At 61.1% G+C, this 22,664-nt stretch carries 18 protein-coding genes and 2 pseudogenes; 13 read left to right on the forward strand and 7 right to left on the reverse strand.

The annotated features are described in order from the left end of the window. Positions 1 to 67 precede the first annotated feature (67 nt). The gene (locus tag USDA257_RS37030) at positions 68 to 229 is read left to right on the forward strand and encodes a Thivi_2564 family membrane protein (protein ID WP_086017997.1); all 162 of its coding nucleotides are present in this window, start codon (positions 68 to 70) and stop codon (positions 227 to 229) included. Positions 230 to 278: 49 nt separating this feature from the next. Here the strand turns inward: USDA257_RS37030 and USDA257_RS37605 are convergent, their stop codons facing one another. Continuing rightward, positions 279 to 551: a hypothetical protein gene (locus USDA257_RS37605; protein ID WP_014761943.1), complete on the reverse strand. Its 273-nt coding sequence runs from the start codon at positions 549 to 551 to the stop codon at positions 279 to 281. 226 nt (positions 552 to 777) lie between these two features. Then, entirely contained in the window at positions 778 to 3,912 is a 3,135-nt protein-coding gene (locus USDA257_RS05660; RefSeq protein WP_014761944.1) for a PAS domain S-box protein, read from the reverse strand. A 448-nt stretch (positions 3,913 to 4,360) separates the two neighbouring features. On the opposite strand from USDA257_RS05660, the gene USDA257_RS05670 reads away from it, so the two are divergent. From USDA257_RS05670 to USDA257_RS37610, 3 genes and pseudogenes are all read left to right on the forward strand, one after another. Further along, complete coding sequence (locus USDA257_RS05670) at positions 4,361 to 5,788, forward strand: ISNCY family transposase (protein ID WP_014761945.1); 1,428 nt, start codon at positions 4,361 to 4,363, stop codon at positions 5,786 to 5,788. Between the two features lie 283 nt (positions 5,789 to 6,071). Beyond that, positions 6,072 to 7,072, forward strand: a pseudogene (locus USDA257_RS05675) (IS30 family transposase). 126 nt (positions 7,073 to 7,198) lie between these two features. Continuing rightward, on the forward strand, positions 7,199 to 7,339 hold the full coding sequence (locus USDA257_RS37610) for a hypothetical protein (protein ID WP_014761947.1): 141 nt from the start codon (positions 7,199 to 7,201) through the stop codon (positions 7,337 to 7,339). An 11-nt stretch (positions 7,340 to 7,350) separates the two neighbouring features. Here USDA257_RS37610 and USDA257_RS38280 read toward each other — a convergent pair. After that, positions 7,351 to 7,443 (reverse strand): annotated as a pseudogene (locus USDA257_RS38280) (GrpB family protein); the annotation flags it as partial. Between the two features lie 580 nt (positions 7,444 to 8,023). On the opposite strand from USDA257_RS38280, the gene USDA257_RS05685 reads away from it, so the two are divergent. The 3 genes from USDA257_RS05685 (at position 8,024) to USDA257_RS05695 (ending at position 11,090) form a co-directional block, all read left to right on the forward strand. Then, positions 8,024 to 9,316 (forward strand): CmpA/NrtA family ABC transporter substrate-binding protein, encoded by a 1,293-nt coding sequence (locus USDA257_RS05685; RefSeq protein WP_014761948.1) that lies wholly within the window; start codon positions 8,024 to 8,026, stop codon positions 9,314 to 9,316. 62 nt (positions 9,317 to 9,378) lie between these two features. Beyond that, positions 9,379 to 10,272: a nitrate ABC transporter permease gene (gene ntrB / locus USDA257_RS05690; RefSeq protein ID WP_014761949.1), complete on the forward strand. Its 894-nt coding sequence runs from the start codon at positions 9,379 to 9,381 to the stop codon at positions 10,270 to 10,272. Positions 10,273 to 10,289: 17 nt separating this feature from the next. Further along, positions 10,290 to 11,090, forward strand: a complete 801-nt coding sequence (locus USDA257_RS05695) for an ABC transporter ATP-binding protein (RefSeq protein ID WP_014761950.1) — start codon at positions 10,290 to 10,292, stop codon at positions 11,088 to 11,090. A gap of 129 nt (positions 11,091 to 11,219) precedes the next feature. On the opposite strand, the gene USDA257_RS05700 is transcribed toward USDA257_RS05695, so the two are convergent. Beyond that, the gene (locus USDA257_RS05700; protein WP_041413940.1) at positions 11,220 to 11,843 is read right to left on the reverse strand and encodes a hypothetical protein; all 624 of its coding nucleotides are present in this window, start codon (positions 11,841 to 11,843) and stop codon (positions 11,220 to 11,222) included. A 283-nt stretch (positions 11,844 to 12,126) separates the two neighbouring features. Between USDA257_RS05700 and USDA257_RS05705 the strand changes: the two genes are divergently transcribed. Then, complete coding sequence (locus USDA257_RS05705) at positions 12,127 to 13,557, forward strand: IS1182 family transposase (RefSeq protein WP_041414986.1); 1,431 nt, start codon at positions 12,127 to 12,129, stop codon at positions 13,555 to 13,557. Positions 13,558 to 13,593: 36 nt separating this feature from the next. Here USDA257_RS05705 and USDA257_RS05710 read toward each other — a convergent pair whose 3' ends face one another. The 3 genes from USDA257_RS05710 to USDA257_RS05725 all read right to left on the reverse strand — a co-directional run bounded on the left by USDA257_RS05710 (position 13,594) and on the right by USDA257_RS05725 (position 16,155). After that, a complete protein-coding gene (locus USDA257_RS05710; protein WP_014761953.1) occupies positions 13,594 to 14,073 on the reverse strand; it encodes a GNAT family N-acetyltransferase in 480 nt (159 codons plus the stop codon). A 117-nt stretch (positions 14,074 to 14,190) separates the two neighbouring features. Further along, complete coding sequence (locus tag USDA257_RS05715; RefSeq protein ID WP_014761954.1) at positions 14,191 to 15,183, reverse strand: YihY/virulence factor BrkB family protein; 993 nt, start codon at positions 15,181 to 15,183, stop codon at positions 14,191 to 14,193. Between the two features lie 744 nt (positions 15,184 to 15,927). Next, positions 15,928 to 16,155 carry a hypothetical protein gene (locus USDA257_RS05725; RefSeq protein WP_014761957.1) on the reverse strand — a complete coding sequence of 76 codons (228 nt, stop codon included), beginning with the start codon at positions 16,153 to 16,155 and terminating at the stop codon, positions 15,928 to 15,930. A gap of 249 nt (positions 16,156 to 16,404) precedes the next feature. On the opposite strand from USDA257_RS05725, the gene USDA257_RS05730 reads away from it, so the two are divergent. From USDA257_RS05730 to USDA257_RS05750, 5 genes are all read left to right on the forward strand, one after another. Next, positions 16,405 to 17,646, forward strand: a complete 1,242-nt coding sequence (locus USDA257_RS05730; RefSeq protein ID WP_014761958.1) for a cation:proton antiporter — start codon at positions 16,405 to 16,407, stop codon at positions 17,644 to 17,646. 279 nt (positions 17,647 to 17,925) lie between these two features. Next, the gene (locus USDA257_RS05735) at positions 17,926 to 18,315 is read left to right on the forward strand and encodes a VOC family protein (RefSeq protein ID WP_014761959.1); all 390 of its coding nucleotides are present in this window, start codon (positions 17,926 to 17,928) and stop codon (positions 18,313 to 18,315) included. A gap of 68 nt (positions 18,316 to 18,383) precedes the next feature. Further along, positions 18,384 to 18,827, forward strand: a complete 444-nt coding sequence (locus USDA257_RS05740) for a GFA family protein (RefSeq protein ID WP_014761960.1) — start codon at positions 18,384 to 18,386, stop codon at positions 18,825 to 18,827. 108 nt (positions 18,828 to 18,935) lie between these two features. After that, on the forward strand, positions 18,936 to 20,030 hold the full coding sequence (locus USDA257_RS05745) for a branched-chain amino acid ABC transporter substrate-binding protein (RefSeq protein WP_014761961.1): 1,095 nt from the start codon (positions 18,936 to 18,938) through the stop codon (positions 20,028 to 20,030). A gap of 86 nt (positions 20,031 to 20,116) precedes the next feature. Next, positions 20,117 to 22,576 (forward strand): adenylate/guanylate cyclase domain-containing protein, encoded by a 2,460-nt coding sequence (locus USDA257_RS05750; protein ID WP_014761962.1) that lies wholly within the window; start codon positions 20,117 to 20,119, stop codon positions 22,574 to 22,576. The last annotated feature ends 88 nt before the right edge of the window (positions 22,577 to 22,664 follow it).

The raw sequence follows: 22,664 nt of genomic DNA on the forward strand, positions 1-22,664 counted from the left end.
TCCCTTTATAGAACTCAGCCATATTTACACCTTCACTGCCGGAAGGCGGTTCAAAGGGTCCTGGGGCATGTCCATAATAATCAGCATCCTGATCACGGTCCTTGTCATCGCCTTGGTGCTGTACCTCGTGCAAAAACTTCCGATTGACTCGACGATGAAGCAGATGGCTCAGATCGTCGTTGTAGTCGTCGGCATAGTCTCGTTGCTCAGCTCGCTGAACGTATTCTGATTAGGGTTTGCCACTACTCGACTCAGCCGACGCCACCGGCCGGGAGTGCTCAGGCCGCTTTCCCGCCTTTGCGGTGCGGATTGGGCGAAGGCGTCAACATACCTGCGCGCCAGCCGGGCTTGAAATTCGCAAAAGGCTCGTTGTCGAACTGCTGAACCGGCTCGCTTGAGCCGTGCTGGAGCAGTTCATTCCGGTCCTTGGTCGCTTTTGCCCGCCGCCTCCTGCCATCCGCGTCATCGCCACTCCTGCCTTGAGTTTCCCTGCGCAGCGGTTTATCGACTGCGCCGCCTTGATTATCCCATTCTTCAAGCGAATCCCTCATCCGCGCCGCGGAAGCAGGATCCGGGGTGTCTACGTCGAAACCCGCCCCGGACGACCTGCCGGTCCATTCCTCGCCGGTCGGGTGGGAGCATATTGCCTTCTCTGACGACTTCCTTTGGGATCGAGCCGAAAGGTGACTGGCAGAAAGCCGCTGATCCTGTCGATGAAGCAGCGGGCAGCGTGACGGGGTTCTGGCTTCGTTCCCCATTAGCGTTGCTTAGCGTACTTTAAACGCGCTGCCCTCTACAAGCGCTCTCGTCCGGGTCTGAAGGCAGGGCGAACTGAAATACAGCGCCCCAAGGCTCGTTCGCCCCGGCCCATAGCCGCCCCCCGTGCGCCTCGATGATCGAACGGCAGATGGCCAAGCCCATGCCCAGACCCTCCGCTTTCGTCGTATAAAACGCCTCGAACACCTGCTCCAGGCTCTGCGGCTCCAACCCGACGCCGGTGTCCTGTACTTCGACCAGCACGGCGCCGGATGTGTCGGCTCGGGACCTGATCAGCAACTCGCGTGGCCGGTCCGCCACCTTCTTCATAGATTCGATACCGTTCATCACCAGGTTCAAAATGACCTGCTGCAACTGGACCCGGTCGCCTGCAACAGGCGGGAGCTCGTGCGCCAGTTCGGTTCGCAGCAAGACGCGCTGACGGCGCACCTCCTCATGAACGAGGACTACCGACTCTTCGATGAGGCCGTTCAGGTCCACCTGCGCCGTGACGCTGGCTGTCTTCTTGAGGAGCGCGCGCACCCGGCCGATCACCTCGCCGGCCCGATGGCCGTCCCGGACGATACGCCCCAGCGTCTCGCGGGCTTCGTCGAGGTTGGGGGGCTGGGTCGCGAGCCAGCGCAGGGCGGCGTTCGCATTGGTCACCACGGCGGCCAGCGGCTGGTTGACCTCGTGGGCAATGGAGGAGGTCAGCGCGCCCATCGTCGTCACGCGTGTGACATGCGCGAGCTCCGCCTGCGCCTTCTGCAGCGCCTCCTCGGCCCGCTTTCGGTCTTCAATGTCGACGAGAAATCCATACCATTTGAGAATGTCTCCGTGCTCGTCCCGGAGCGGTACGGCACTTTCGAACCACCAGCGATATTCGCCGTCGGACGCACGACAGATACGCACCTCGGCCTCGAAGGGGCGGCCCGTGGCCAAGGACATACGCCACTTCGACATGTACTGCTCAAGGTCGTCTGGGTGAAACCGGGATTCGGGCTTCCAGTTCTCCGCAAACGATCCCTCCAGGGACAAGCCTGTGAATTCCTGCCAACGCCGATTGATGAAGTCGACACGGCCGTCGGGCAGGGCGGTCCACACCATCGCCGGAACTGTCTCGATGACCTCGCGAAGCTCCTCTTCACTCCTTCGGGCAGCCTCTTCGGCGCGCTTGCGCTCGGTGATGTCCTCGCACACGATCAGGATGACGGGTCGCTTCTTGACCACCATCGCTCTTGCCGTCTCGCGAACCCAGAGCATCGAGCCGTCCTTGCGAAACTTGCGCAGCTCCCAGCTCATGGCGCGGCCGAGATGTTCGAGACAGGTGGCCGCATGCCTCTGGACGGCGTCGCGATCCGCCTCGTGAAAGATGTCCTGTACGGGACGGTCGATCAGTTCGTCGACCGTGTAGCCGAGCTGCTCCGCCCCAAAGGGATTGACCGACACGATGGTGCCAGTCGCGTCCACCATGAAGTACATCGTCGGATTGTTCTCGAATACGGCTCTCCACTGCTCCTCGCTGTCTCGCAGTGCCCCTTCCACCCGCTTGCGTTCGGTAATGTCCTGGATTGTGCCAAACATGCTGCGCGGCCGGCCCGACGCCTCTCTTGTCAGATCGCCCTGGCTGTGGACGATGCGCACCTCGCCGGTAGGCCTCACGATTCGGTACTCCAAGTCGTACCGAGATTCGCCACGCACTGCCTTGGCCGCGGCCTGGCTCCAGAACGACCGGTCTTCCGGATGTATCCGCTCAACCGCTTCGGCAAGACTGACGACCGCGGTCGCGCGCGGTGTCAGCCCGAAGATGCGGTATGTCTCGTCCGACCAAGTGAGACAGTCGGTGCTGAGATCACGCTCCCAATAGCCAACATGGGCAACGCGTTGAGCTTCTGCGAAATTGGCTTCGCTTCGCCGCAGGCCCTCCAATGTCTCCTTGAGACGGGACGTCATGAGAGTGAACGCCTGGGCAAGCAGGCCGACTTCATCGTTCCGGCGCAGTTCGGGCACGTCTCGCCAGTCCCCCTTTGCGATCGCGTGCGCTGCCTGGGTCAGGGCAGTCAGCGGCCGTAAGGTGCGTCCAACCAGCCCTAGTCCGAGGAGGACGAAGACGCCGACGATGACAGCGCCAACGCCAATCGAGAGATAGGCTGCACGATAGACAGGCCTCAGGAAATCCGCGGCTGGCACCGCCGAGATGATGGTCCAGTCAAGAGCGCCGGGCCCCTCAACGCGATCAACCGCCGCATAGATCCGGCCGCGCTCAGGGTCACTGAAAGAAAACACATGCAGTCCCGCTGACGAGGACCCGGCGACGCCGGCGTGCCGCCCAAGATAGCGCGCGGTTTCACGAACGATGGGATCGGTTGCTTTCGACGCCTGCAGGCGCAGATGTCCGCCGTCCGCTCCGATTGTGACGGGCGACACTCCTCCGGACGCGCCGATCAAATGTCCGCTGGCGTCGATGATGAAAGCCCGCCCATTCTCGCCGATCTCGAGCGTCTGCAAGAACCTGGAAAGTTGGGCCAGGATGAGATCGATCCCGCACACCCCGACGAAGTTGCCGTTCCTGTCCAACACTGGGGCGGAGAGCGAGATGCCCAGTATCGGCTCGACGAGACCGAGATAGGGCTCGGTCCAGTACCGTTCGCCCGTCTCTTTCGCCTTCGAGTACCAGATCCTCCGACGAGCATCGAACGCGCCTTCCGACTTTCGCAAACGGCCGATCCTGCCGCTTGGCAACGCTTCGAACTCGCGCACGGCGCCGGCGCGAAAGTTATCGGTCATCAGAAACACGGAGTTCGAGTCTGCCAGTCGCCCGACCGAAACAAGCCCGCCGGCCTCGTTGCCGAAAAACATCCAGTCGATATCGGGTTCCTCGGCCAGCAATGCATGGAGCTCTCGCGCAACAGCATGCGGGTCGCTGAGTGACAGGTCGTGACGAACAAGAGCGTTGGCCAACCGCGACACCGCCTTGTCGGCACCGCGCACCAAATGATCGACGTCGCGATGCACAGCTTGCGTCACGTCTCGGATCAGGCGCTCGGACATGAACGAGACAATGGCGTTTCCCGTCCAAAACCATAGACCGGCCAGGACCAGACTTAGAACGAGAACGACGCCGGCGACAGGGAAGATCAAACGGTGTCGCAACATGATTGCCGAGTTCCCCAGGCAGCCAGATGAATATTCTATGTTACTTATATTGCTCCCATGGCTGCCCGTCGGCAATCCGCGGCTCGCCACCCGGCGCGAAAGTCCGGTGATGGGTTCAGAGTTGGCGTCGATGGAGGTAGTGAGAGGTCGCTCGTCGTGGATGATGGCGATCTTGGCGTTAGTAGTATCGACGTTCGTTTGTACTCATCTTTGACGAGGTCAATCGGCGATGAGGAGGCTGATCTGGCTCAACACAAACGATCAGCGGCCAAGTTCCATAATTTAGCTTATGCGATCTTGGTGTGTAGCGGCATTTTAGAGATGCGACATATGAGCCAGTTAGAGATGCGACAGTCGTCGCCTCTTGGGAGGCTGGTCAAACGTCAACGTTTGGAAGGAAGACTGGCGACGTGAAGCGTGGTTGAGACCATGAGCGTTCGGAGTCGTCATGTCTTGTTTGATCACCATGTCGCAGAAGGAATTGCATCGTCTTGAACTCATCCAGCGGATTCGCGGCCGCAGCCTGAGCGTCGTCCAGGCGGCCGAACTGCTCGGCCTCAGCCGCAGTCAGGTCCACCGGCTGCTGCAAGCCTATGACCTGGCCGGCGCCGACGGTCTTGTCTCGAAGAAGCGCGGCCGGCCGAGCAACCGGCGTCACAGCGAGGATTTCCGCAACCTGGTGCTCGACCTGGTGCGTGAGCATTATGCGGATTTCGGACCAACCCTGGCGGCCGAGAAGCTGCTCGAACGCCACCGGATTGCCGTCAGCAAGGAGACGCTGCGTCAGTGGATGATGGAAGCCGGCCTCTGGGTGTCGCGACGCGAGCGCAAGAAGCGGGTCTTCCAGCCGCGCGGCCGGCGCGATTGTTTCGGCGAACTCGTTCAGATCGACGGCTCGCTTCATTGGTGGTTCGAGAACCGCGGCCCCAAATGCGCCCTGCTCGTCTATATCGACGATGCCACCGGCAAGCTCTTGCATCTGCGGTTCGCCGGATCGGAGAACACCTTCGACTATCTGCACGCAACGAAGGCCTACTTGCAGCAATGGGGCAAGCCGATTGCCTTCTACAGCGACAAGCATGGCATTTTCCGCACCACCCATGCTTCCAAGAAGGACCGGACCAGCGGCCTGACGCAGTTCGGGCGGGCCCTTTATGAGCTCAACATCGACATCATCTGCGCCAATACCCCGCAGGCCAAGGGGCGGGTCGAGCGCGCCAACCAGACGCTGCAGGATCGTCTCGTCAAGGAACTGCGGCTGCGCGGCATCGACACGATCGCGGCGGCCAATGCCTATGCGCCGGAGTTCATGGCCGACTTCAATCGTCGCTTTGGCAAGGCGCCGCGCAATCCGAAGGACATGCATCGGCCGTTTGCCGCGCATGAGAACCTCGATGGCGCGATGTGCCGCAAGGAGATCCGCAAGCTGTCGCAGTCGCTGACGCTGCGCTATGACAAGGTGATGTTCATTCTCGATCCGACAGATCGTGCAGCGGCGCTGGCCGGTAAGAAGGTCATCGTTTGCGACTATCCCGACGGACGCCTCGAGATCACAGACGGGGAAGCCACCCTGCCCTACAGGACGTTCGACACGCTGCGCTCGGTGCACCGCTGCGAGGTGGTTGAGAACAAGCGCCTTGACGACATGCTTTCGATCGTGGCCGAGATGCAGGCCGGACGACAGCAACAGCGCAGCAACGGCGGGCCGCGCCGCACCGGCCAGACGGACCATATGTTCGGCATTCGCGACGGCAGCCAGAGCAACGGCTACCAAAAGCGCGGCACGAAGCCTGGCCGCAAGACGGATTTTACCAAGGATCCGGTGGTCATCGCCCGACGCCAGCAAGCCCTTGCGCAGCTGAAAGCGGCGGAGTGATCGGGATGTCCAAGCTAAAGTTTATCTTGCAGCTGGAGCCATCCGCCGCCGACCGGGCTATGCAACCCTGACCAGCTCCACCCGGTCGGCGGCTTGCGCCTTCGTACTTGGTAAATATAGCAACTTGCAAACGCAGTACTAAGGAATAAGATGGTGTCGCATTTCTAAGTTGACTACTTTGTCTCATCTTTAAATAGCTGTGACATTGTGTGTAGCGGGGGTGCATTCTATTTCCAAGTGCGACATGCCAATAAAACAATGGCTTGTCCCTTGGAGTTTTTGTATGTCGCAGTGCTATTCGCAGCTCGCCCTTCCCGATCGCCGACGTTTGCATCAGCTCATGGAACGCAAGGTTCCTGTCGGTGAGATCGCCCGGCAACTCGGGCGCCATCGCTCGACGATCTACCGCGAGCTGAAGCGCAACACCTTTCATGATGCCGAGTTTCCCGAATACAGCGGCTATTACAGTGGCATCGCCAACGACCTCTCCAAGGAGCGTCGGCGACGTCTGCGCAAGCTCAGGCGCCACCCGCAGCTGCGTGAGCTGATTATCGATCGACTGAAGGCACTTTGGTCGCCGGAGCAGATCGCCGGCCGCCTGCTTGCCGACGGTGTGAGCGCGGTCCGTGTCTGCACCGAGACGATCTACCGCTTCATCTATTGCAAGGAAGATGATGCGCGGGAGCTTTATCAGCATCTGCCGGAAGGCCGCCGTAAGCGCCGCCCACGCCGCTCCCGCAAGCCCCGCGACGGCTCGATCCCGTTTGATTGCAGGATCAGCCAACGTCCTGATTTTATTGCCGATCGCTCGCAGTTCGGACATTGGGAAGGCGATCTCCTGATCTTCCGGCGCGACCTCGGTGAAGCCAATGTCACCTCGCTGGTCGAGCGCAAAAGCCGCTACACGGTGATGATCAAGAATGGCAGCCGCCACTCTCGGCCGCTCATCGACAAGATCGTCGATGCCTTCTCACCGCTACCCGCCTTTGCCCGGCAGGGCTTCACCTTCGACCGTGGTACCGAGTTTCGCGGTTTCAGGGCTTTGGAAGATGGGATCGGCGCCAAGAGCTGGTTCTGCGATCCAAATTCACCGTGGCAGAAAGGTGCGGTCGAGAACACCAATAAGCGCATCCGCCGCTTTGTGCCGAGCGATACGGACCTATCCGCTGTCAGCCAGCAGCACCTTGTCGCCCTTGCCCACCATCTAAATTCGCTGCCCAGGAAGTGCCTGGCTATCGGACACCAGCCGAGGTGTTCATGGCGCATTTGCGCGAATGCGCGTAGTGCCCTACCCTTCACACGTCAATGTTGCACTTGGATTAGATTCCCCACCGCAAAGTTAAAGTGTCCTGTTGCTGCAATGTAAGAATGTCACTCTTCCCGCGTTTTCAATGACGTGGGAGATTGCGGATGGGATTGATTGCAATGAGCGAGCGCGACCTGCAGCGGATCGAGGTTTTGTCGAAGGTCGTCGACGGCCGGACGACGATCGTTTCGGCGGCCAATGTCCTTGCGCTGAGGCCGGCCACCGAGGTGCTGCCGACATGGTGAATGTCATCGACTATGTCGGCGATTGATTCCAGTATCCGGAGCTTCTGGTCTTCGAAAAGACCGGGCCATGCCGGATCACAATCAAGGAGCTTTATTGCGTTCATGGGTCGCCGTTCGGATCTCGCGCCACGACCGTGCCAGATTCGCACGACCTCGGAAACAAAATGTCCATCGAGGCCCGCCTACCCTTCCCTTCCTCCGATGTCATGATCAGCTCTCAAACCTAAAGCCCAAAGGCGCCCTAACGATCAGGCTTTGCACGCCCATCAATCCGCCTGATCAGGGCTGGTCGTCGCTGCAAAAGGCCATCCACCGGCTTCGCTCGACGAGCGGCGGCGCTGCTTGTTTGTGCGGGCACGGAGATCCGCCTTGCTGCAACGCACAATACTTCATCAGTAAAAGCTAATGCCCATTTATTGAGCATGTTCAAAAAGACGGATTTTCTCATTTAATTTCAATTATATGCGGCGTAATTCCCGGAACTGGCACGGCACTTGCTTTTCTATACTTGCTTCGGTCAACGGCGATTTGAAGCGAGCTCAGGCGTCGATAGCGCCTGCCAAGGACACCGGCGTCGCAAGGGCTTTGCATCCAAAGGGATTCCTCCCAGTCCCAGGAGCGCAATGTTCGAGCGGCGTTTTTTTGTCGGTTTTCGACCGGCCAACAAATTGAGGGAACGTGCGCATGACCAAGACTTCGATCGGCAGTCTCACCCGCCGCAGCCTGCTCAAGACGACCGCGACGGCCGCCATGGTCGGTGCGGCAAGGACGCTCCTTCCCACCGGGGCCTTCGCTCAGGGCGCCGGTCCGGAGACTTCAAAGGCCGTGCTCGGCTTCATCGCTCTTACCGATTCCGCCCCGCTCATCATCGCCAAGGAAAAGGGTTTCTTCGACAAGTACGGTATGACCGAGGTCGAGGTGGTGAAGCAGGCCTCCTGGGGCACGACCCGCGACAACCTGGTGCTCGGCTCGGCCGGCGCCGGAATCGATGGCGCCCATATCCTGACGCCGATGCCCTATCTCATCTCGACCGGCAAGGTGACCCAGAACAACCAGCCGCTGCCGATGGCGATCCTTGCCCGCCTTAATCTCGACGCGCAGGCGATCTCGGTCGGCGCGGCCTATGCCGATCTGAAGGTCGGCCTCGACGCCTCGGTGCTGAAAGACGCCTTCGCCAAGAAGAAGGCCGGTGGCGAGGCCGCGAAGGTCGCCATGACCTTCCCGGGCGGCACGCACGACCTCTGGATCCGCTACTGGCTCGCCGCCGCCGGCATCGACCCGGACAAGGATGTCGAGACCATCGTCGTCCCGCCGCCGCAGATGGTCGCCAACATGAAGGTCGGCACCATGGACTGTTTCTGCGTCGGCGAACCCTGGAACGAGCAACTCGTCAACCAGAAGATCGGCTACACCGCCGTCAATACTGCCGAGATCTGGGCCAAGCATCCGGAGAAGTCCTTCGCCATGCGCGCCGACTGGGTCGAGAAGAACCCGCGCGCCGCCAAGGCGCTGGTCATGGCCGTCGAGGAAGCCGCGCAGTGGTGCGACGACATGGCGAACAAGGACGAGCTCGCCAAGATCGTCGGCAAGCGCAGCTGGTTCAACGTGCCGCCCAAGGATATCGTCGATCGGTTGAAAGGCGAATACGACTACGGCAACGGCAGGGTCGTCGAGAACAGCCCGCACCTCATGAAGTTCTGGCGCGACCACGCGTCCTACCCGTTCCAGAGCCATGACGCATGGTTCCTCACCGAGAACATCCGCTGGGGCAAGCTCGCGCCGGATACGGATATCAAGGGGCTGATCGCCAAGGTCAACCGCGAGGACATCTGGCGCGAAGCGGCAAAGGACCTCGGCGCCGCCGACATCCCGGCCTCCACCTCGCGCGGGCCGGAGACCTTCTTCGACGGCAAGGTCTTCGATCCCGCAAATCCCGAAGCGTACCTGAAGAGCCTGGCAATCAGCCGCATCGCCTGATCCCGCATCGGCAGCCGGATCCCCAACCCGGCTGCCTTCGATCAAACCCGTAGGAGAACGGCATGTCCGTCACCAATCTCAAGCTCAAACCGCAGGCGACGCCGCAGACTTCGGCTCAGGTCATCGCTCTCGGGCAGACGGCGAGCCGCGGCATCGAAGGCCGCCTGTCGCGCTTTGTCACCCAGACTGTCACCAACCTCTTGCCGCTGCTCGTCACACTGACGTTCTTCACCCTTGCCTGGCAGCTCATCTGCTCGTCGCCTGAATCGAGCCTGCCGGCCCCGTCGCGCGTCCTCGAGGAAAGCTGGGAGCTGATCGCACATCCCTTCTACATCGGTCAGGGTGTCGATCAGGGTCTGTTCTGGCACGTGTTCGCTAGCCTGCAGCGCGTCGCGCTCGGCTACGCCATGGCTGCGGCGGTCGGCGTCGCGCTTGGGACGCTCGTCGGCCAGAGCGCGCTCGCGATGCGCGGCCTCGATCCGATCTTCCAGGTGCTGCGCACCGTGCCGCCGCTCGCCTGGCTGCCGCTTTCGCTCGCCGCCTTCCAGGACGGCACCCCTTCGGCAATCTTCGTCATCTTCATTACGGCGATCTGGCCGATCATCATCAACACCGCGGTCGGCATCCGCAACATTCCGCAGGATTACCAAAACGTCGCCAAGGTGCTGCGACTGAACGGCCTCGAATATTTCGGCAAGATCATGCTGCCGGCCGCTGCCCCCTACATCTTCACCGGCCTTAGGATCGGCATCGGTCTCTCCTGGCTGGCGATCGTGGCGGCCGAGATGCTGATCGGCGGCGTCGGCATCGGCTTCTTCATCTGGGACGCCTGGAACTCGTCGCTGATCAGCGACATCATCGTGGCGCTGATCTATGTCGGCATCGTCGGCTTCCTGCTCGATCGCCTCATCGCGCTGATCGGTCGCGCCATTACTCGCGGCACAGCAAGCGCCTAAAGAAAAGGAGGCCTTCCATGGCCAAGAGCTATCTTTCGCTTGAACTCATCGACAAGACCTTCGAACGCGGCGGCACGCGCACCGAAGTTCTGAAGCAGGTCTCCCTTACTGTAGACAAGGGCGAGTTCATCTCGATCATCGGCCATTCCGGCTGCGGCAAGTCGACCCTGCTCAATATCGTCGCCGGGTTGACGCAGGCGACAACCGGCGTGGTGCTGCTCGACGACAAGGTCGTCGACGCGCCGGGACCGGATCGCGCTGTCGTCTTCCAGAACCACTCGCTGCTGCCGTGGCTGACGGTCTATGAAAACGTCCGGCTCGCCGTCGACAAGGTGTTCTCTGCGAAGCGCAACAAGCAGGAACGCCATGAATGGACCATGCGCAACCTCGAGCTGGTGCAGATGGCGCATGCCGGCGACAAGCGCCCCTCTGAGATCTCCGGCGGCATGAAGCAGCGTGTCGGTATCGCGCGGGCGCTTGCCATGGAGCCGAAGGTGCTGCTTCTCGACGAACCGTTCGGCGCGCTCGACGCTTTGACCCGGGCGCATCTGCAGGACCAGGTCATGCAGATCCACGCGACGCTTGCCAATACCGTCCTGATGATCACCCATGACGTCGACGAAGCGGTCCTGCTTTCCGACCGGATCGTGATGATGACCAATGGGCCGTCGGCACGTATCGGCGAAATCCTCGATGTGCCGCTCGCCCGCCCACGCCGGCGCATCGAACTCGCCTCCGACCGAACCTATCTGAAATGTCGCGAAGCGGTGCTCAAGTTCCTCTACGAGCGCCATCGATTCGTCGAAGCTGCGGAGTGACTGCCCCGTTTTGCATGTTCCTTAAAATCGGCTTCGATTTTAAGGAACATGCAGCAGATGTCGTGAGATCAAAGGCCGTGCCTTTTAGCCCACGTGGATACCCGAAGACACCGCAGTTTCAGTCGACGCTCAATTGGCGGCGAAGCAATAGAAGAGGCCGTCCCCGCCGGTGCTCTTGAAGGCCTCTATCGTGCAGCCACCGCGCGTCGGATGTGAAGAGTTCCACGATTTGGCCGCCTCCGAGTCGTCCAAACCGGTGCGGTCGCTGTGACCAACGATTGCAGCACCCTCCGCACCGCCCATGGTCCAGTTGCCGCAGGTTTCGGCGGCAGCGGTTCCATCCGGCCTGGTGCCGGTCAGGATGTCATGGCGGTTCGGGGTGTCGCCCCGCCCGTTGATGACCTCGCCCTTTTCATTGAGCGCGGTTTGTTTGGTCAGATTGTTGTTATCGCCGTGCAGCGAGGCGACATCGTCGGCGATCTTCTCGCCCTTGGCATTGTGCCAAGGTCCCGCACCGATGCGATCCTTGGCGTTCTCGCTATCGGTGGACAGATAGGCCCGCCAGGTCTTGCCCGTTGAGCCGCCGGCGGTCGCAAGCGCGCCACAATGTGCGTCGGCGCCAGCAAGTCCGCCGAGATCGCCGCCATTGCCCGGATTCGCGCTGGTGGCAAAGAAGCTCATCGACGTGTCCTGGGCATTGGCTGAGACGACCGAACAGGCCAATAGGGTCGCAATTAGTGCCATGCGTTTCATGGCGAACCTCCCTTGGATTTCCGAGGTATCAGCGTATTGCCTGCACGGGCGAGCGTAAAATCGAATTCTCGTGAGGAAGCCGGACGCAATGCGCCTGCCGCGAGTCCTTCTCCCGCCACGTGGGCGGGTGCTGGTCGGCGCTACGTGCACCACCTCAGCTCCGTTCGAGCCGCACGACCATTGCGTCAAACGGAGCCGGCTTCCCTCTTCTCTGCCACCCACCGAGGCTGTGTGAAAACTCCCGCTCATGATAGTCTACCTCCAGTTGAGCGGGGGATTCGGCATGGCGGGTTTCATCGAGGGTAAGGATCGGCGAGAGCAGCTGTTCTTGCCGGAATGCCTCGATGATTATGTCACCGAAGACAACCCGGCCCGCGTTGTCGATGTCTTCATCGATGAGCTGGATTTGCGTGCAATGGGCTTTGCCGCCGCGGCGGCGACTGGGCGGCCGGGATATAGCCCGGCAACCATGCTGAAGCTCTACCTCTATGGCTACCTCAACCAAGTGCAGTCGAGCCGGCGGCTGGAGCGGGAGGCGGGCCGCAACGTCGAACTGATGTGGCTGATGGGTAAGCTCGCGCCCGACTTCAAAACGATCGCCGATTTCCGGCGTGACAACGGCGAAGCGATCCGTGCGGTCTGCCGCCAATTCGTGCTTCTGTGCCGCAAGATCGGCCTCATCGCGGGTGGCACGGTTGCGGTCGACGGCAGCCGATTCAAGGCGGTGAACACACGCGACAAAAACTTCACGCCTGGCGCGATCCGCCGACGTATGGAGCAGGTGGATGCCAGCATTGAGCGGTATCTGGGCATGCTCGACACGGCCGACCGGCAGGAGGATGACGTCGCACAGATGCGGGTCAGCCGGCTGAAGGAACGGCTGGACTCGCTGCGGCGGCAGATGCGCGAGTTGCAGGCGATGGAGCAAGCGGTCCAAGACGCGCCGGACCGCCAGATCTCACTGACCGATTCCGATGCGCGGGCCATGGCAACGAGCGGCAAAGGCACCGGCATGGTCGGCTACAACGTGCAAGCGGCGGTCGACGCCGAGCACCATCTGATCGTCGCGCATGAGGTCACCAATGTCGGCCACGACCGGTCCCAACTTGCCAACATGGCTCAGCAGGCCAAGGAAGCGACCGGCGTCGAGGAACTGACAGTCCTGGCCGATCGCGGCTACTTCTCCGGTGAGGAAATCGTTGCCTGCGAGGCAGTTGGAGCGACGCCGATCGTGCCCCGACCGTTAACATCCGGGGCGAAGGCGGACGGTCGTTTCGACAAGCAGGACTTCATCTATCAGCCAGAGACCGACAGCTATCGCTGCCCGGCAGGCGAACAACTGATCTGGCGCTTCACCGCGGTGGAGAAGGGTCTGATCCTCAGCCGTTACTGGTCGAGCAACTGCGGCAGCTGCGCCATCAAGGCAAAATGCACGCCGAGCAAACAGCGGCGCATCACCCGCTGGGAGCATGAGGCAGTCCTGGAGAAGATGCAGCGCAGGCTGGACGAGATGCCGGACGCGATGCGGATCAGGCGCAGCACCGTCGAGCACGTATTTGGCAGCCTCAAAGACTGGATGGGAAGAGACCACTTCCGGATGCGAAGGCTACGAAATGTCGGAACGGAAATGAGCCTCCACGTCCTCGCCTACAACATCAAGCGAGCCATCGCCGTCCTCGGCGCTCCCGCGTTGATGGGTGCAATGAGAGGGTGAGACCGTCTCGACCTCGCACGCCGCAACCTTGAAGATTCATGTCCCGCCCAAAAACGCGTTTTCACACGGCCTCCACCGGTAGAGGACGTCGGGCTCCCTCTCTTCGTTCCGGCTGCCGTCCGTCTCCTCGACTGCGACGAAGCCATGGTTCTCGTAGAAGCGCCGCGCTCCCCAGTTGCGTTGAAAGGTCCAGAGCGACAGCTCACAGGCGCCCGTCCGAGCGACCCTCAGAAGCGATGCTCCAAGACCACGACCTTGATGCGCCGGCAAAACATAGAGCTGATCGATCCATCCCGGCCGGAACGCAACGATGCCGACCAATCCATCGCCACCGAATATTCCCCAGACGGAACAGTCCTGAAATACTCTGTTCCTGAAGAACCAGCTGTCCTCTTCCGGCGTGTGGAGCCCCGCAAGCGACGGAAGGCGTTCATCGAATGAAACTCGCAGCACGCGCGCCGCTTCATCGGCGAATTCACGCCCAAGCCGCACCGGTCGAGATATATCGGCATTCATTCCACCGGCTCCACGCAAAAAGCTCAAGTTACAGGCATCGAAGGAAAGGCTTCGCAATGCTCAATCATGAATGGGAATGCGCCTCCCAACAGGATTCTACCGCCGGTGCTCGCAAGTCTAGTCCGCGGCCTTTCCGAGCGTATCGGCGACGTAGGCACCGCGTTTACCCATCGGCAACGGTTCTCCTGTGGTGGAATCGACAGCAGTCTGATGTTCGAGCTCGGCGTTGAGGAGAGCGCCTGTGATCAGGATCACCATGGAAATCCAGACCCACATCATGAAACCGACCAGCGCGCCAAGCGCGCCGTAGGTCGCATTGTAGTTCGCGAAATTTTCCAGATAGTAGGAATACAACCATGAAGCTGCCAGCCACAACAACGTGCTGAATACGGCACCCCAGTTCAGCCACCGCAGTTTCGCCCGCTCGCGGCTCGGCCCGTAGCGATAGATCAGGACAGTGCCGAGGGTGCCGAGGAGCAGAATGGCTGGCCATCTCGCCACCCTGGTCAGGATCTCGATCCAGCGATCCAACCAAAGATAGGCAAGCAAAGCCGGAATGACGCCGATCGCCACGATGAGGACGATGGCAAAGAGCAGTGCCGCAAAGGTGAAGGCGAGGCACAAGAGCGTTCTTGATACGATGCCTCTCTTCTCTTTTTCTCCATAGGCGACGTTCATGGCGTCAAACAGCGCCGAAATGCCGTTGGCCGCACTCCACAGAGAGATCAACAGGCCGCCGATAAAGCCGAGGCTGAGGGTCGATGTCTTCTGCGTGGTAAGAGCCTTCAGCTGATCCGTGATCATAGCGTAGGAGCCGGGCGGCAAGAGCTCGTCCAATACCGCCGTATGGGTTCCGATGTCGGACGGGTTCGCGATGAACCCGTAAAGCGAGACCAGCGCACCTAAAGCCGGAAACAGCGCCAGCAGAAGGTAGAAGCTGACCCCTGCCGCGATGAGGAAGACGCGCTCCTCGGAGATCTCCGACATCACCCGCCAAAATACGTCGCGCAGCCCTTTCGCCGGTATTTGTTCCGGCACGGCTGCATTGCGCCCCCTGCCCGGCTCGGCGGCTTCCAAAGTCTTTGTAAGATCGGCCTCTCTTGGGCTCATAGAGGAGCGTCCGGTGCTTTTTTCTGAGCCTCATATACCCGCGATATGCCCAACGCTCGGGAAAACTGCTTGTTCCGGTGCTTGCTCGGATTAGGTCATCCAAGGAGGCCGCGCTGCGCACCCCGACAATCCGTTTGCGGGACGCGGCAACGCTCGTTGCGGCAACGCTCGTTCAAGGGGAATGCGGACCTCTCTTCTGGATCAGTCTTGCCTTATGATGCGGACAGTATTTTCCGACAGCCTTGGCGGCGCAAAAGAGATACGGGCCGCCGCTGTTGATCGGCCAGATGCACTCGCCAGGCGACAGCTCCTCGAGGCGTTTTGCAAAGGGCAAGCGCTGCACATCATAAGCGTTTGCCGAGATGAATTCTCTCTGGTACTCGTTCATCGGTGACTTACGCGCTACATTTTTCGTCGAGCCCGACCGACCTTCCGATCAGGTTCTCGGAGATCGATGCCGCGCCCGACCTGCTGCCATCTGTCAGCCCGGAAGCAGCGTGACGACCATGACCGCGGCGACCACGGCAAGCGCAGCGATGAGCGCGATCAGTTCGATCATCATGTAACGCTGCATGTCGCGACGCATGCTACTTCCTCCACGTCGTTGTGAGGTTGAAAGTAAACGCTTTAGAACCGCAATTGTTCACGCGCGTGGGCGCACCGTTGCGCCAGCTTTCCGACGCCCAGCTAAAAGGATGCCCCTCGCCTTAGGCGAGGCGCTCATGTGGAAGGTGTACAGAACGGTTAATCGGCTGCCTCTATTCCGGGAACGGTATTGCCCGTCAACATCCGCACCAGGGCGAGCTCGCTCCTTACACCCTGCTGATAAAGGTGAATAAGCATCCTGCCTATCTTCGCACCCTCCTCACTTTCCGGCTCCAGCTCCCTAGAGGAACATGCATAGACATGAACGCGCCGGAGCATCGAGATTTCATGATCGTCAATGGCGAGATCCGAAAAGCGCATGCGCATTTCCCTTTGATCCTCCAATCAAAGAACTTTGTTGATCATCCTATGATATTGGTGCGCCATGCTCCTGATTCCAGATCTCCGTTTCATCAGCGAACGCTGTGGGCTGCCGACGGGGAACGACACGCCTGACGGACGCGTTTCCGATTGATCCTGCCGCGCGTTATCGGAGCCATCATGTCCATGAACACCCCAAAAACCCTCGATTCCGATCCAGCTCTCAACGCGTCAAGCCGCTGAGGTGCGGGATAGATGGAACGTTACGACGTAACGCTTGGACTCCTCGGGCTGGTGATCCTGCTCACCGCCTGGATTCCCATGGTCTTTCGCCGCCTGCCGCTTTCACTGCCCATCTTCTGCATCGCAATCGGCGCTCTCGCCGGACACACCATTCTTACACCGCTCGTCGATCTCGCCTCATTCGACAGCCGATTTGTCATAGAGCATATGACGGAGTTCACCGTCATCGTTGCACTGATGGGTGCCGGACTGAAGATCGATCGCCCCATCGGCCTGCACAGTTGGGTTCTCACTTGGCGGCTTCTGGGGATTGCGATGCCGTTGGGCATCGCCGTGATGGCCGCCGGCGCCTCCTTGATTCTGGGTCTTGGTGCTGCGTCGGCCATTCTGCTGGCCGCCTGTCTGGCGCCGACCGATCCGGTCCTGGCGAGCGATGTCCAGGTGGGGCCGCCGCAGACCGGGACGGAGGACGAGGTTCGGTTCGCACTCACATCCGAAGCCGGCTTGAACGACGGTCTGAGCTTCCCATTCGTCTACTTGGCAATCGCGATCGCACTCGCCTCCGATCAGCCTGATTGGTTCGCCGATTGGCTGCTCTTCGACGTTTTGTGGCGGCTCCTTGCCGGGGTGGTGATGGGGTGGATCATTGGCAAGGTGTTAGGCTTTGCCACATTTCGCCTGCCGAAAGGGGCGGCGCTCGTACGCACAGGCGACGGCTTCGTCGCATTGGGAATTACCTGCCTAGCCTACAGTCTGACAGAACTCGTCCACGGCTACGGTTTCGTTGCTGTGTTCGTCGCCGCGCTCTCCTTCCGCACCGTCGAACGACACCACGAATTTCACAAGGAACTTCACGACTTCTCCGAGCAGATCGAAAGGCTGCTGATGATGGTGCTTCTCGTCTGTTTCGGAGCTGCCGTGAGCCTTGGGCAATTCATCGCCGACCTCGATTGGCGCGTCGTCGCCTTTGCCCTGTTTGTGCTGGCGATCGCCCGACCGGCCACCGGATGGGTGAGCCTCCCGTCGACCTTGCCCAAGGGAGAAAGGGCCGCCATCGCCGTGTTCGGGATCCGCGGCCTCGGCTCGATCTATTATCTCGCATTTGCAACCGGGATGGCCCGCTTCGAGGATCTTGGCGTAATGTGGTCCGCTGTCGCCTTGATCGTGCTGATCTCCATCGTCACGCACGGGCTGACCGTCACTCCGGCGATGCGCTGGCTCGACAGGCGGCGGAGAGTCGCTGGCAAGGCCTAGCGGGTGAAGCCACAGGCCCTGTCGAAGTCCCAGAACCCCGCCGGGGGCACGCATTTGGCAGCAATGAATGCATCCCCTCGGCAGACGGTGGCGAATGACGGCCCGGCCTGCTGCCTCGTGGAACGTCTCGACCTGACGATGTTCTCGTCACACCTGCAACCTTGAACATTCGTTGCGAAAGCTCTTACCTTGTCGGAGTGGAGGCCGCAGCTGCCTCTTGTTGTGGTCCGACCGACGCACGTTCAGGTCCGCGCCGCTAAGCTGTTTAAGGAGGGACGCTTGTCATTGCTCAATGCGCTTGAAGTCGTGACCCTGTTTGTCGATGAGATCGACGGGGCAAAAGCCTTTTACCAGAAGGTTTTTGACCCGGAAGTGGTGTACCAGGATGAAGTCTCCTGTGTCCTGAAGTTCGACGGCGCCATGATCAATCTGCTTCATGCCTCGCAGGCGCCAGAGCTCGTCGAACCCTTGCCGGTGGCGCCGGTGAATTCGGGCGCGCGTGTGCTGCTCACGATCAAGGTCGCCGATGTAGACGCTGTATGCGCCAGCCTTGAAGGTCGAGGCGTGAGGCTGCTGAACGGCCCTATCGATCGCCCTTGGGGACGCCGAACCGCAGCATTTGCGGATCCCTCCGGCCATGTCTGGGAAATCGCTCAGGAACTGCGCTGAGCGACGAGCCTATCCGTCTCCCGCTTCGGCTCGTTTCGGCACGAAGCGTTGTTCTGTACGAGGACCATATGACAGATACGACGCACCAGAGCGCCCGCATGCTTGCCGGACGGTGCCTGTGCGGCGCTGTTCACTATGCCGTCACCGACGCGTTCCGTTATGCGGCAAACTGCCATTGCACGGATTGCCGGCGGACGACCGGGTCCGCCTTCAAGCCGTTTGCAGGCATCGAGCGCGAGCAATTCGCTGTGACCGAAGGGGCCGATCAACTCCGGTTCTACGGCGACGACAACGCGCACGACGCCCGCTGCGGCCAGTGCGCATCTTTTCTCTATTCGGTCGTCCGCGATGGCGCTTATGTGCATGTCGCGCTCGGCTCGCTCGCCGACGAACCGACGATCCGGCCGAGCGAGCACATTTTCGTCGGCTCGAAAGCGCCCTGGTTCACGATCACCGACGACCTGCCGCAATATTGGGCTCACGTCGCAGATGGGCCGCCGATCAATCGCTGAACGCCAAGCTGAGATCTTCGGTGCGCCGCATCCCGGATCCTGAGGGCCGCCGACATAGACAAGTAGCAGCACCCCGGTATCGAGAGTATATTTCGACGAGGAGGCACCATGCGCCGACCTCACGTATTCGCTCTCGTCCTGGCCTATGCGCTCGGCTTTCCGGTTCAAGCGGAAGTTCTGATCGGCGTCGCCGGGCCGATGACGGGAAAGCTTGCCTGGACCGGCACGCAGTTGAAGCGCGGCGCCGAAATGGCCGTCGCTCAGATCAATGCCGCCGGCGGCGTGCTCGGCCAGCAGATCCGACTGATCGTGGCGGACGATTTCTGCGATCCACAGCAGGCCGTTGCCGCCGCCCAGAAGCTGGTCGCCGACAAAGCCGTCTTCGTTGTCGGACACTACTGCTCCGGAGCGTCGATCCCCGCATCCAAGATTTACGCCAAGGCCGGCGTGTTGCAGATTTCGCCGTCCTCGACCAATCCGACGCTGACCGAGCAAGGCCACGCCAACGTCTTCCGGGTGTGCAGCCGTGACGATGCACAGGGCCTGAAGGCGGGCAATTACCTGGCCGATCACTGGGGTGACAAGAAGATCGCTATCCTTCACGACGGCACGACCTATGGCAAGGGTCTCGCCGAAGAGACGAAGAAGCAACTGAACAAGCGCGGTGTCAACGAAGCGATCTATCAAAGCTACGAGCCGGGGAAGGACGACTACTCGGCCGAGATCGCGGCCTTGCAGACGGCAGGGATCGCGGTGCTCTATCTCGGCGGCTATCATACGGAAGCAGCGCTTATGGTTCGTGCAGCGCGCGAGCGCGCCTATCCGGTGCAGGTCATCTCGGGTGACGATACGGCGACCGAGGCATTCGGCCTCATCGCCGGCCCGGCCGCCGAAGGAACCCTATTCACTTTCGTTGCCGACCCGCGTCGCAATGCCGAGGCGGCGGACGTCGTCGAGCGCTTCCGGGCCGAGAATTTCGAGCCGGACTCCTGGACATTGCACAGCTACGGCGCTGCCGAGGTGTGGGCGCAGGCGGTTCAGAAGGCGGGATCGCTCGAACCGCAGAAAGTCATCGCGGCGCTGCGCAAACATCAGTTCGATACGGTGCTCGGCCGCATCGATTTCGACGATAAGGGCGATCTCACCGTTCAGAACTGGGTGTGGTATGTTTGGAAGGGTGGCGAGTACGTGCCGCTGGAGTAACCAGCGCTGACCGCAGCAGCTCGCATTTGAGAAGAAATCCGTGCAGACGATGTTGACCGCCTCAGCCGGAGCGAGGGGTTGCCGCGATGCTTGATCGTCTCGGCATTCGCGGTCGTCTTCTGTTCGCCTTCTTCGGCATCAGTGCCTTTGCGGTGCTTTCGACCGCGGGCGCGCTGTACGCCTTCCTCCAACTGAGCCAGGTGCTCGAACGGGTAACGGAGCGCCGCGCCCCGTCCGCCCTTCTATCGCTCGAACTCTCCCGCCATGCCGAACGCGTCGCTGCCACCGCCCCGGCAGTCCTTGCTTCGACCAGCAGGGCCCGGCACAGCGAGGTGTCGGCCGCAATCGGCAGCGAGATGACGCGCCTGGAGGAACTGCTTGCTGCCCTCAAAGGAACGGCGCTCAGTTCGGCGGTCGTCACCGAAATCGAAGACGCGGCAGTGGGGCTGCGGCGCAATCTGAACGCCCTCGATGGTCTCGTCACCGCCCGCTTGGCCGCGGTCGCACGGAAGGAGGAGCTGCTGCGTCGCTTGTCGGCGACAACGAACGCCAGTCAGCGCCTCATCGCGCCAGGCATTCTCGTGATGAACTCCAAGGTCCCGCGGTGGCGGGCAGCCACGGTCGATCCAACGCTCTCACCCGAAGCGGAAGCTGCGGCGGCGAGAGATCTGGCGCGGGCGATCGCGGCCTATATTCCGCAACAGACGGCGCAGCGGGAGATCGCGGCCATCAACGACACGCTTCTGCAAGCCGCGGTCGTGCCGACATCGGGCGACCTGTCGTTGCTTTCGTTTCCCCTGCAGCGCTCGGTCGGTGCGCTGGAGGCAGTCACCCCTGAATTCGACGAGCAATTGCGCAAGCGCTTCCGCCAGCTTGTCGACGAATTCAAGGCGCTGATCGACGGCCCCGGAAGCATCCCGTATGCGCGCGGCGAAGAACTTGCAGTCCTGGCCGAGGGCGAAAAGCTGGTGGCGGAAAATGATCAGCTCTCGCGCAAGCTGACGCTTGCCGTGGACCGCCTCGTGACGGCGGCGCAAAGGGAGATCTCCGAGGCGGGCGCGGAAGCGGCGACAGTGCGGCGCTACGGCACCGGCATCGTGCTCGGCTCCGCCCTGCTCAGTCTGCTGAGTTCGATACTGATCGTCTGGCTCTATGTCGATCGCAACCTGCTTGCCCGTCTCGCAGGTCTGAGCCACAGCATGCTTTCCATTGCCGCCGGCAATCTACGGGTGGCGTTGCCGGAGACCGGCAGCGACGAGATCGGCCGGCTGGTCAAAGCGCTCCGTGTCTTCCGTGACACGGCGATCGAGTTCGAGGAGAAGAACCTCCGCGACGTCGCCGAAGCCCGCCAACGCCTGATCGATGCGATCGAAAGCATTTCCGAAGGATTCGCTCTTTACGACGGCGAGGACCGGCTTCTTCTCTGCAACAGCCGTTATCGCGAAATTCTCTATCCGGGCATGGATGATGCGGTCGTCTCCGGCACGAGTTTCGAGGCGATCATCCGCGCGGCGGCAGAACGCGGCCTGATCGAGGATGCCGTCGGGCGGGAGGACGAATGGATCGCCAAGCGGCTCGAGACGCATCGCAACCCGGCCGGGACGCTCCTCCAGAGACGCGAGCCGGATCGCTGGGTGCAGATCAGTGAACGCCGGATTTCGGGCGGCGGCACCGTGGCCGTCTATTCCGACGTAACGGAGCTGAAGCGTCGCGAGCAGGACCTTTCCGTGAAGTCGGCGGCCCTCGAAGCGCTCTCAAGCAAGCTTGCGAAATACCTCGCGCCGCAGGTCTATAGTTCGATTTTCAGCGGCCGGCAGGATGTCAGCATCGCAAGCCAGCGCAAGAAACTGACCATCTGCTTTTCCGATATCGCCGGCTTCACGGAAACGACCGACAAGATGGAATCCGAGGAACTCACCCAGCTCCTCAATCAGTACCTGACGGAAATGTCCAAAATCGCGCTCTCCTTCGGCGCTACGATCGACAAATATGTCGGTGATGCGATCCTGATGTTCTTCGGAGATCCGGAGACAAGCGGTGTAAAGGAGGACGCCATTGCCTGCGTTTCGATGGCGCTTGCAATGCAGAAGCGCATGGCCGAACTCGGTGAGGCCTGGCACAGCGCTGGAATTGAAACGCCGCTCCGCTGCCGGATCGGCATTCACACGGATTACTGCACCGTCGGCAATTTCGGCAGCGAAGACCGAATGGACTACACGATCATCGGCGGCGCCGTGAACCTCGCCGCGCGGCTGGAGCAGGAAGCGGAACCTGGATCGGTCCTCATATCCTACGAGACCTACGCGCAGGTGAAGGACGTGATCCATTGCGAGGAAGTGGGACGAGTCCGTGTCAAGGGCATAGCCTATCCGATCGCGACCTTCAGGGTCGTCGACTTCACGGTCAATGTCACCGCCGCTTGCGACGCGATCCACAAGGAGTTGCCGCATCTGAAGCTGGATGCGGAGCCCGATCTCATGTCGTCCGGCGAGCGTGAAGAAGCCGCGGCGACACTCCGCGAGGCGCTGAACAGGCTCTCTCGATAAACGGCTGTTCACCATCCAAGGAACATGTTCCATCCGACCCTTGTTGGAGCGGTACAGCTTAGGCACGCATTCTCGCCAACGACCGAAG

This window comes from Sinorhizobium fredii USDA 257 (assembly GCF_000265205.3).
Classification (GTDB): domain Bacteria; phylum Pseudomonadota; class Alphaproteobacteria; order Rhizobiales; family Rhizobiaceae; genus Sinorhizobium; species Sinorhizobium fredii_B.

Bases quoted from the DNA above. Each gene is read 5' to 3' on its own strand.
- USDA257_RS05710 (WP_014761953.1), bottom strand. From the start codon at position 14,073: ATGAATGCCGATATATCTCGACCGGTGCGGCTTGGGCGTGAATTCGCC.
- USDA257_RS05685 (WP_014761948.1), top strand. From the start codon at position 8,024: ATGACCAAGACTTCGATCGGCAGTCTCACCCGCCGCAGCCTGCTCAAG.
- USDA257_RS37610 (WP_014761947.1), top strand. From the start codon at position 7,199: ATGGGATTGATTGCAATGAGCGAGCGCGACCTGCAGCGGATCGAGGTT.
- USDA257_RS05705 (WP_041414986.1), top strand. From the start codon at position 12,127: ATGGCGGGTTTCATCGAGGGTAAGGATCGGCGAGAGCAGCTGTTCTTG.
- USDA257_RS37605 (WP_014761943.1), bottom strand. From the start codon at position 551: ATGAGGGATTCGCTTGAAGAATGGGATAATCAAGGCGGCGCAGTCGAT.
- USDA257_RS05740 (WP_014761960.1), top strand. From the start codon at position 18,384: ATGACAGATACGACGCACCAGAGCGCCCGCATGCTTGCCGGACGGTGC.
- USDA257_RS05725 (WP_014761957.1), bottom strand. From the start codon at position 16,155: ATGCGCATGCGCTTTTCGGATCTCGCCATTGACGATCATGAAATCTCG.
- USDA257_RS05670 (WP_014761945.1), top strand. From the start codon at position 4,361: ATGTCTTGTTTGATCACCATGTCGCAGAAGGAATTGCATCGTCTTGAA.
- USDA257_RS05660 (WP_014761944.1), bottom strand. From the start codon at position 3,912: ATGTTGCGACACCGTTTGATCTTCCCTGTCGCCGGCGTCGTTCTCGTT.
- USDA257_RS05730 (WP_014761958.1), top strand. From the start codon at position 16,405: ATGGAACGTTACGACGTAACGCTTGGACTCCTCGGGCTGGTGATCCTG.
- USDA257_RS05745 (WP_014761961.1), top strand. From the start codon at position 18,936: ATGCGCCGACCTCACGTATTCGCTCTCGTCCTGGCCTATGCGCTCGGC.
- USDA257_RS05715 (WP_014761954.1), bottom strand. From the start codon at position 15,183: ATGAGCCCAAGAGAGGCCGATCTTACAAAGACTTTGGAAGCCGCCGAG.
- USDA257_RS05700 (WP_041413940.1), bottom strand. From the start codon at position 11,843: ATGAAACGCATGGCACTAATTGCGACCCTATTGGCCTGTTCGGTCGTC.
- ntrB (WP_014761949.1), top strand. From the start codon at position 9,379: ATGTCCGTCACCAATCTCAAGCTCAAACCGCAGGCGACGCCGCAGACT.
- USDA257_RS37030 (WP_086017997.1), top strand. From the start codon at position 68: ATGTCCATAATAATCAGCATCCTGATCACGGTCCTTGTCATCGCCTTG.
- USDA257_RS05750 (WP_014761962.1), top strand. From the start codon at position 20,117: ATGCTTGATCGTCTCGGCATTCGCGGTCGTCTTCTGTTCGCCTTCTTC.
- USDA257_RS05695 (WP_014761950.1), top strand. From the start codon at position 10,290: ATGGCCAAGAGCTATCTTTCGCTTGAACTCATCGACAAGACCTTCGAA.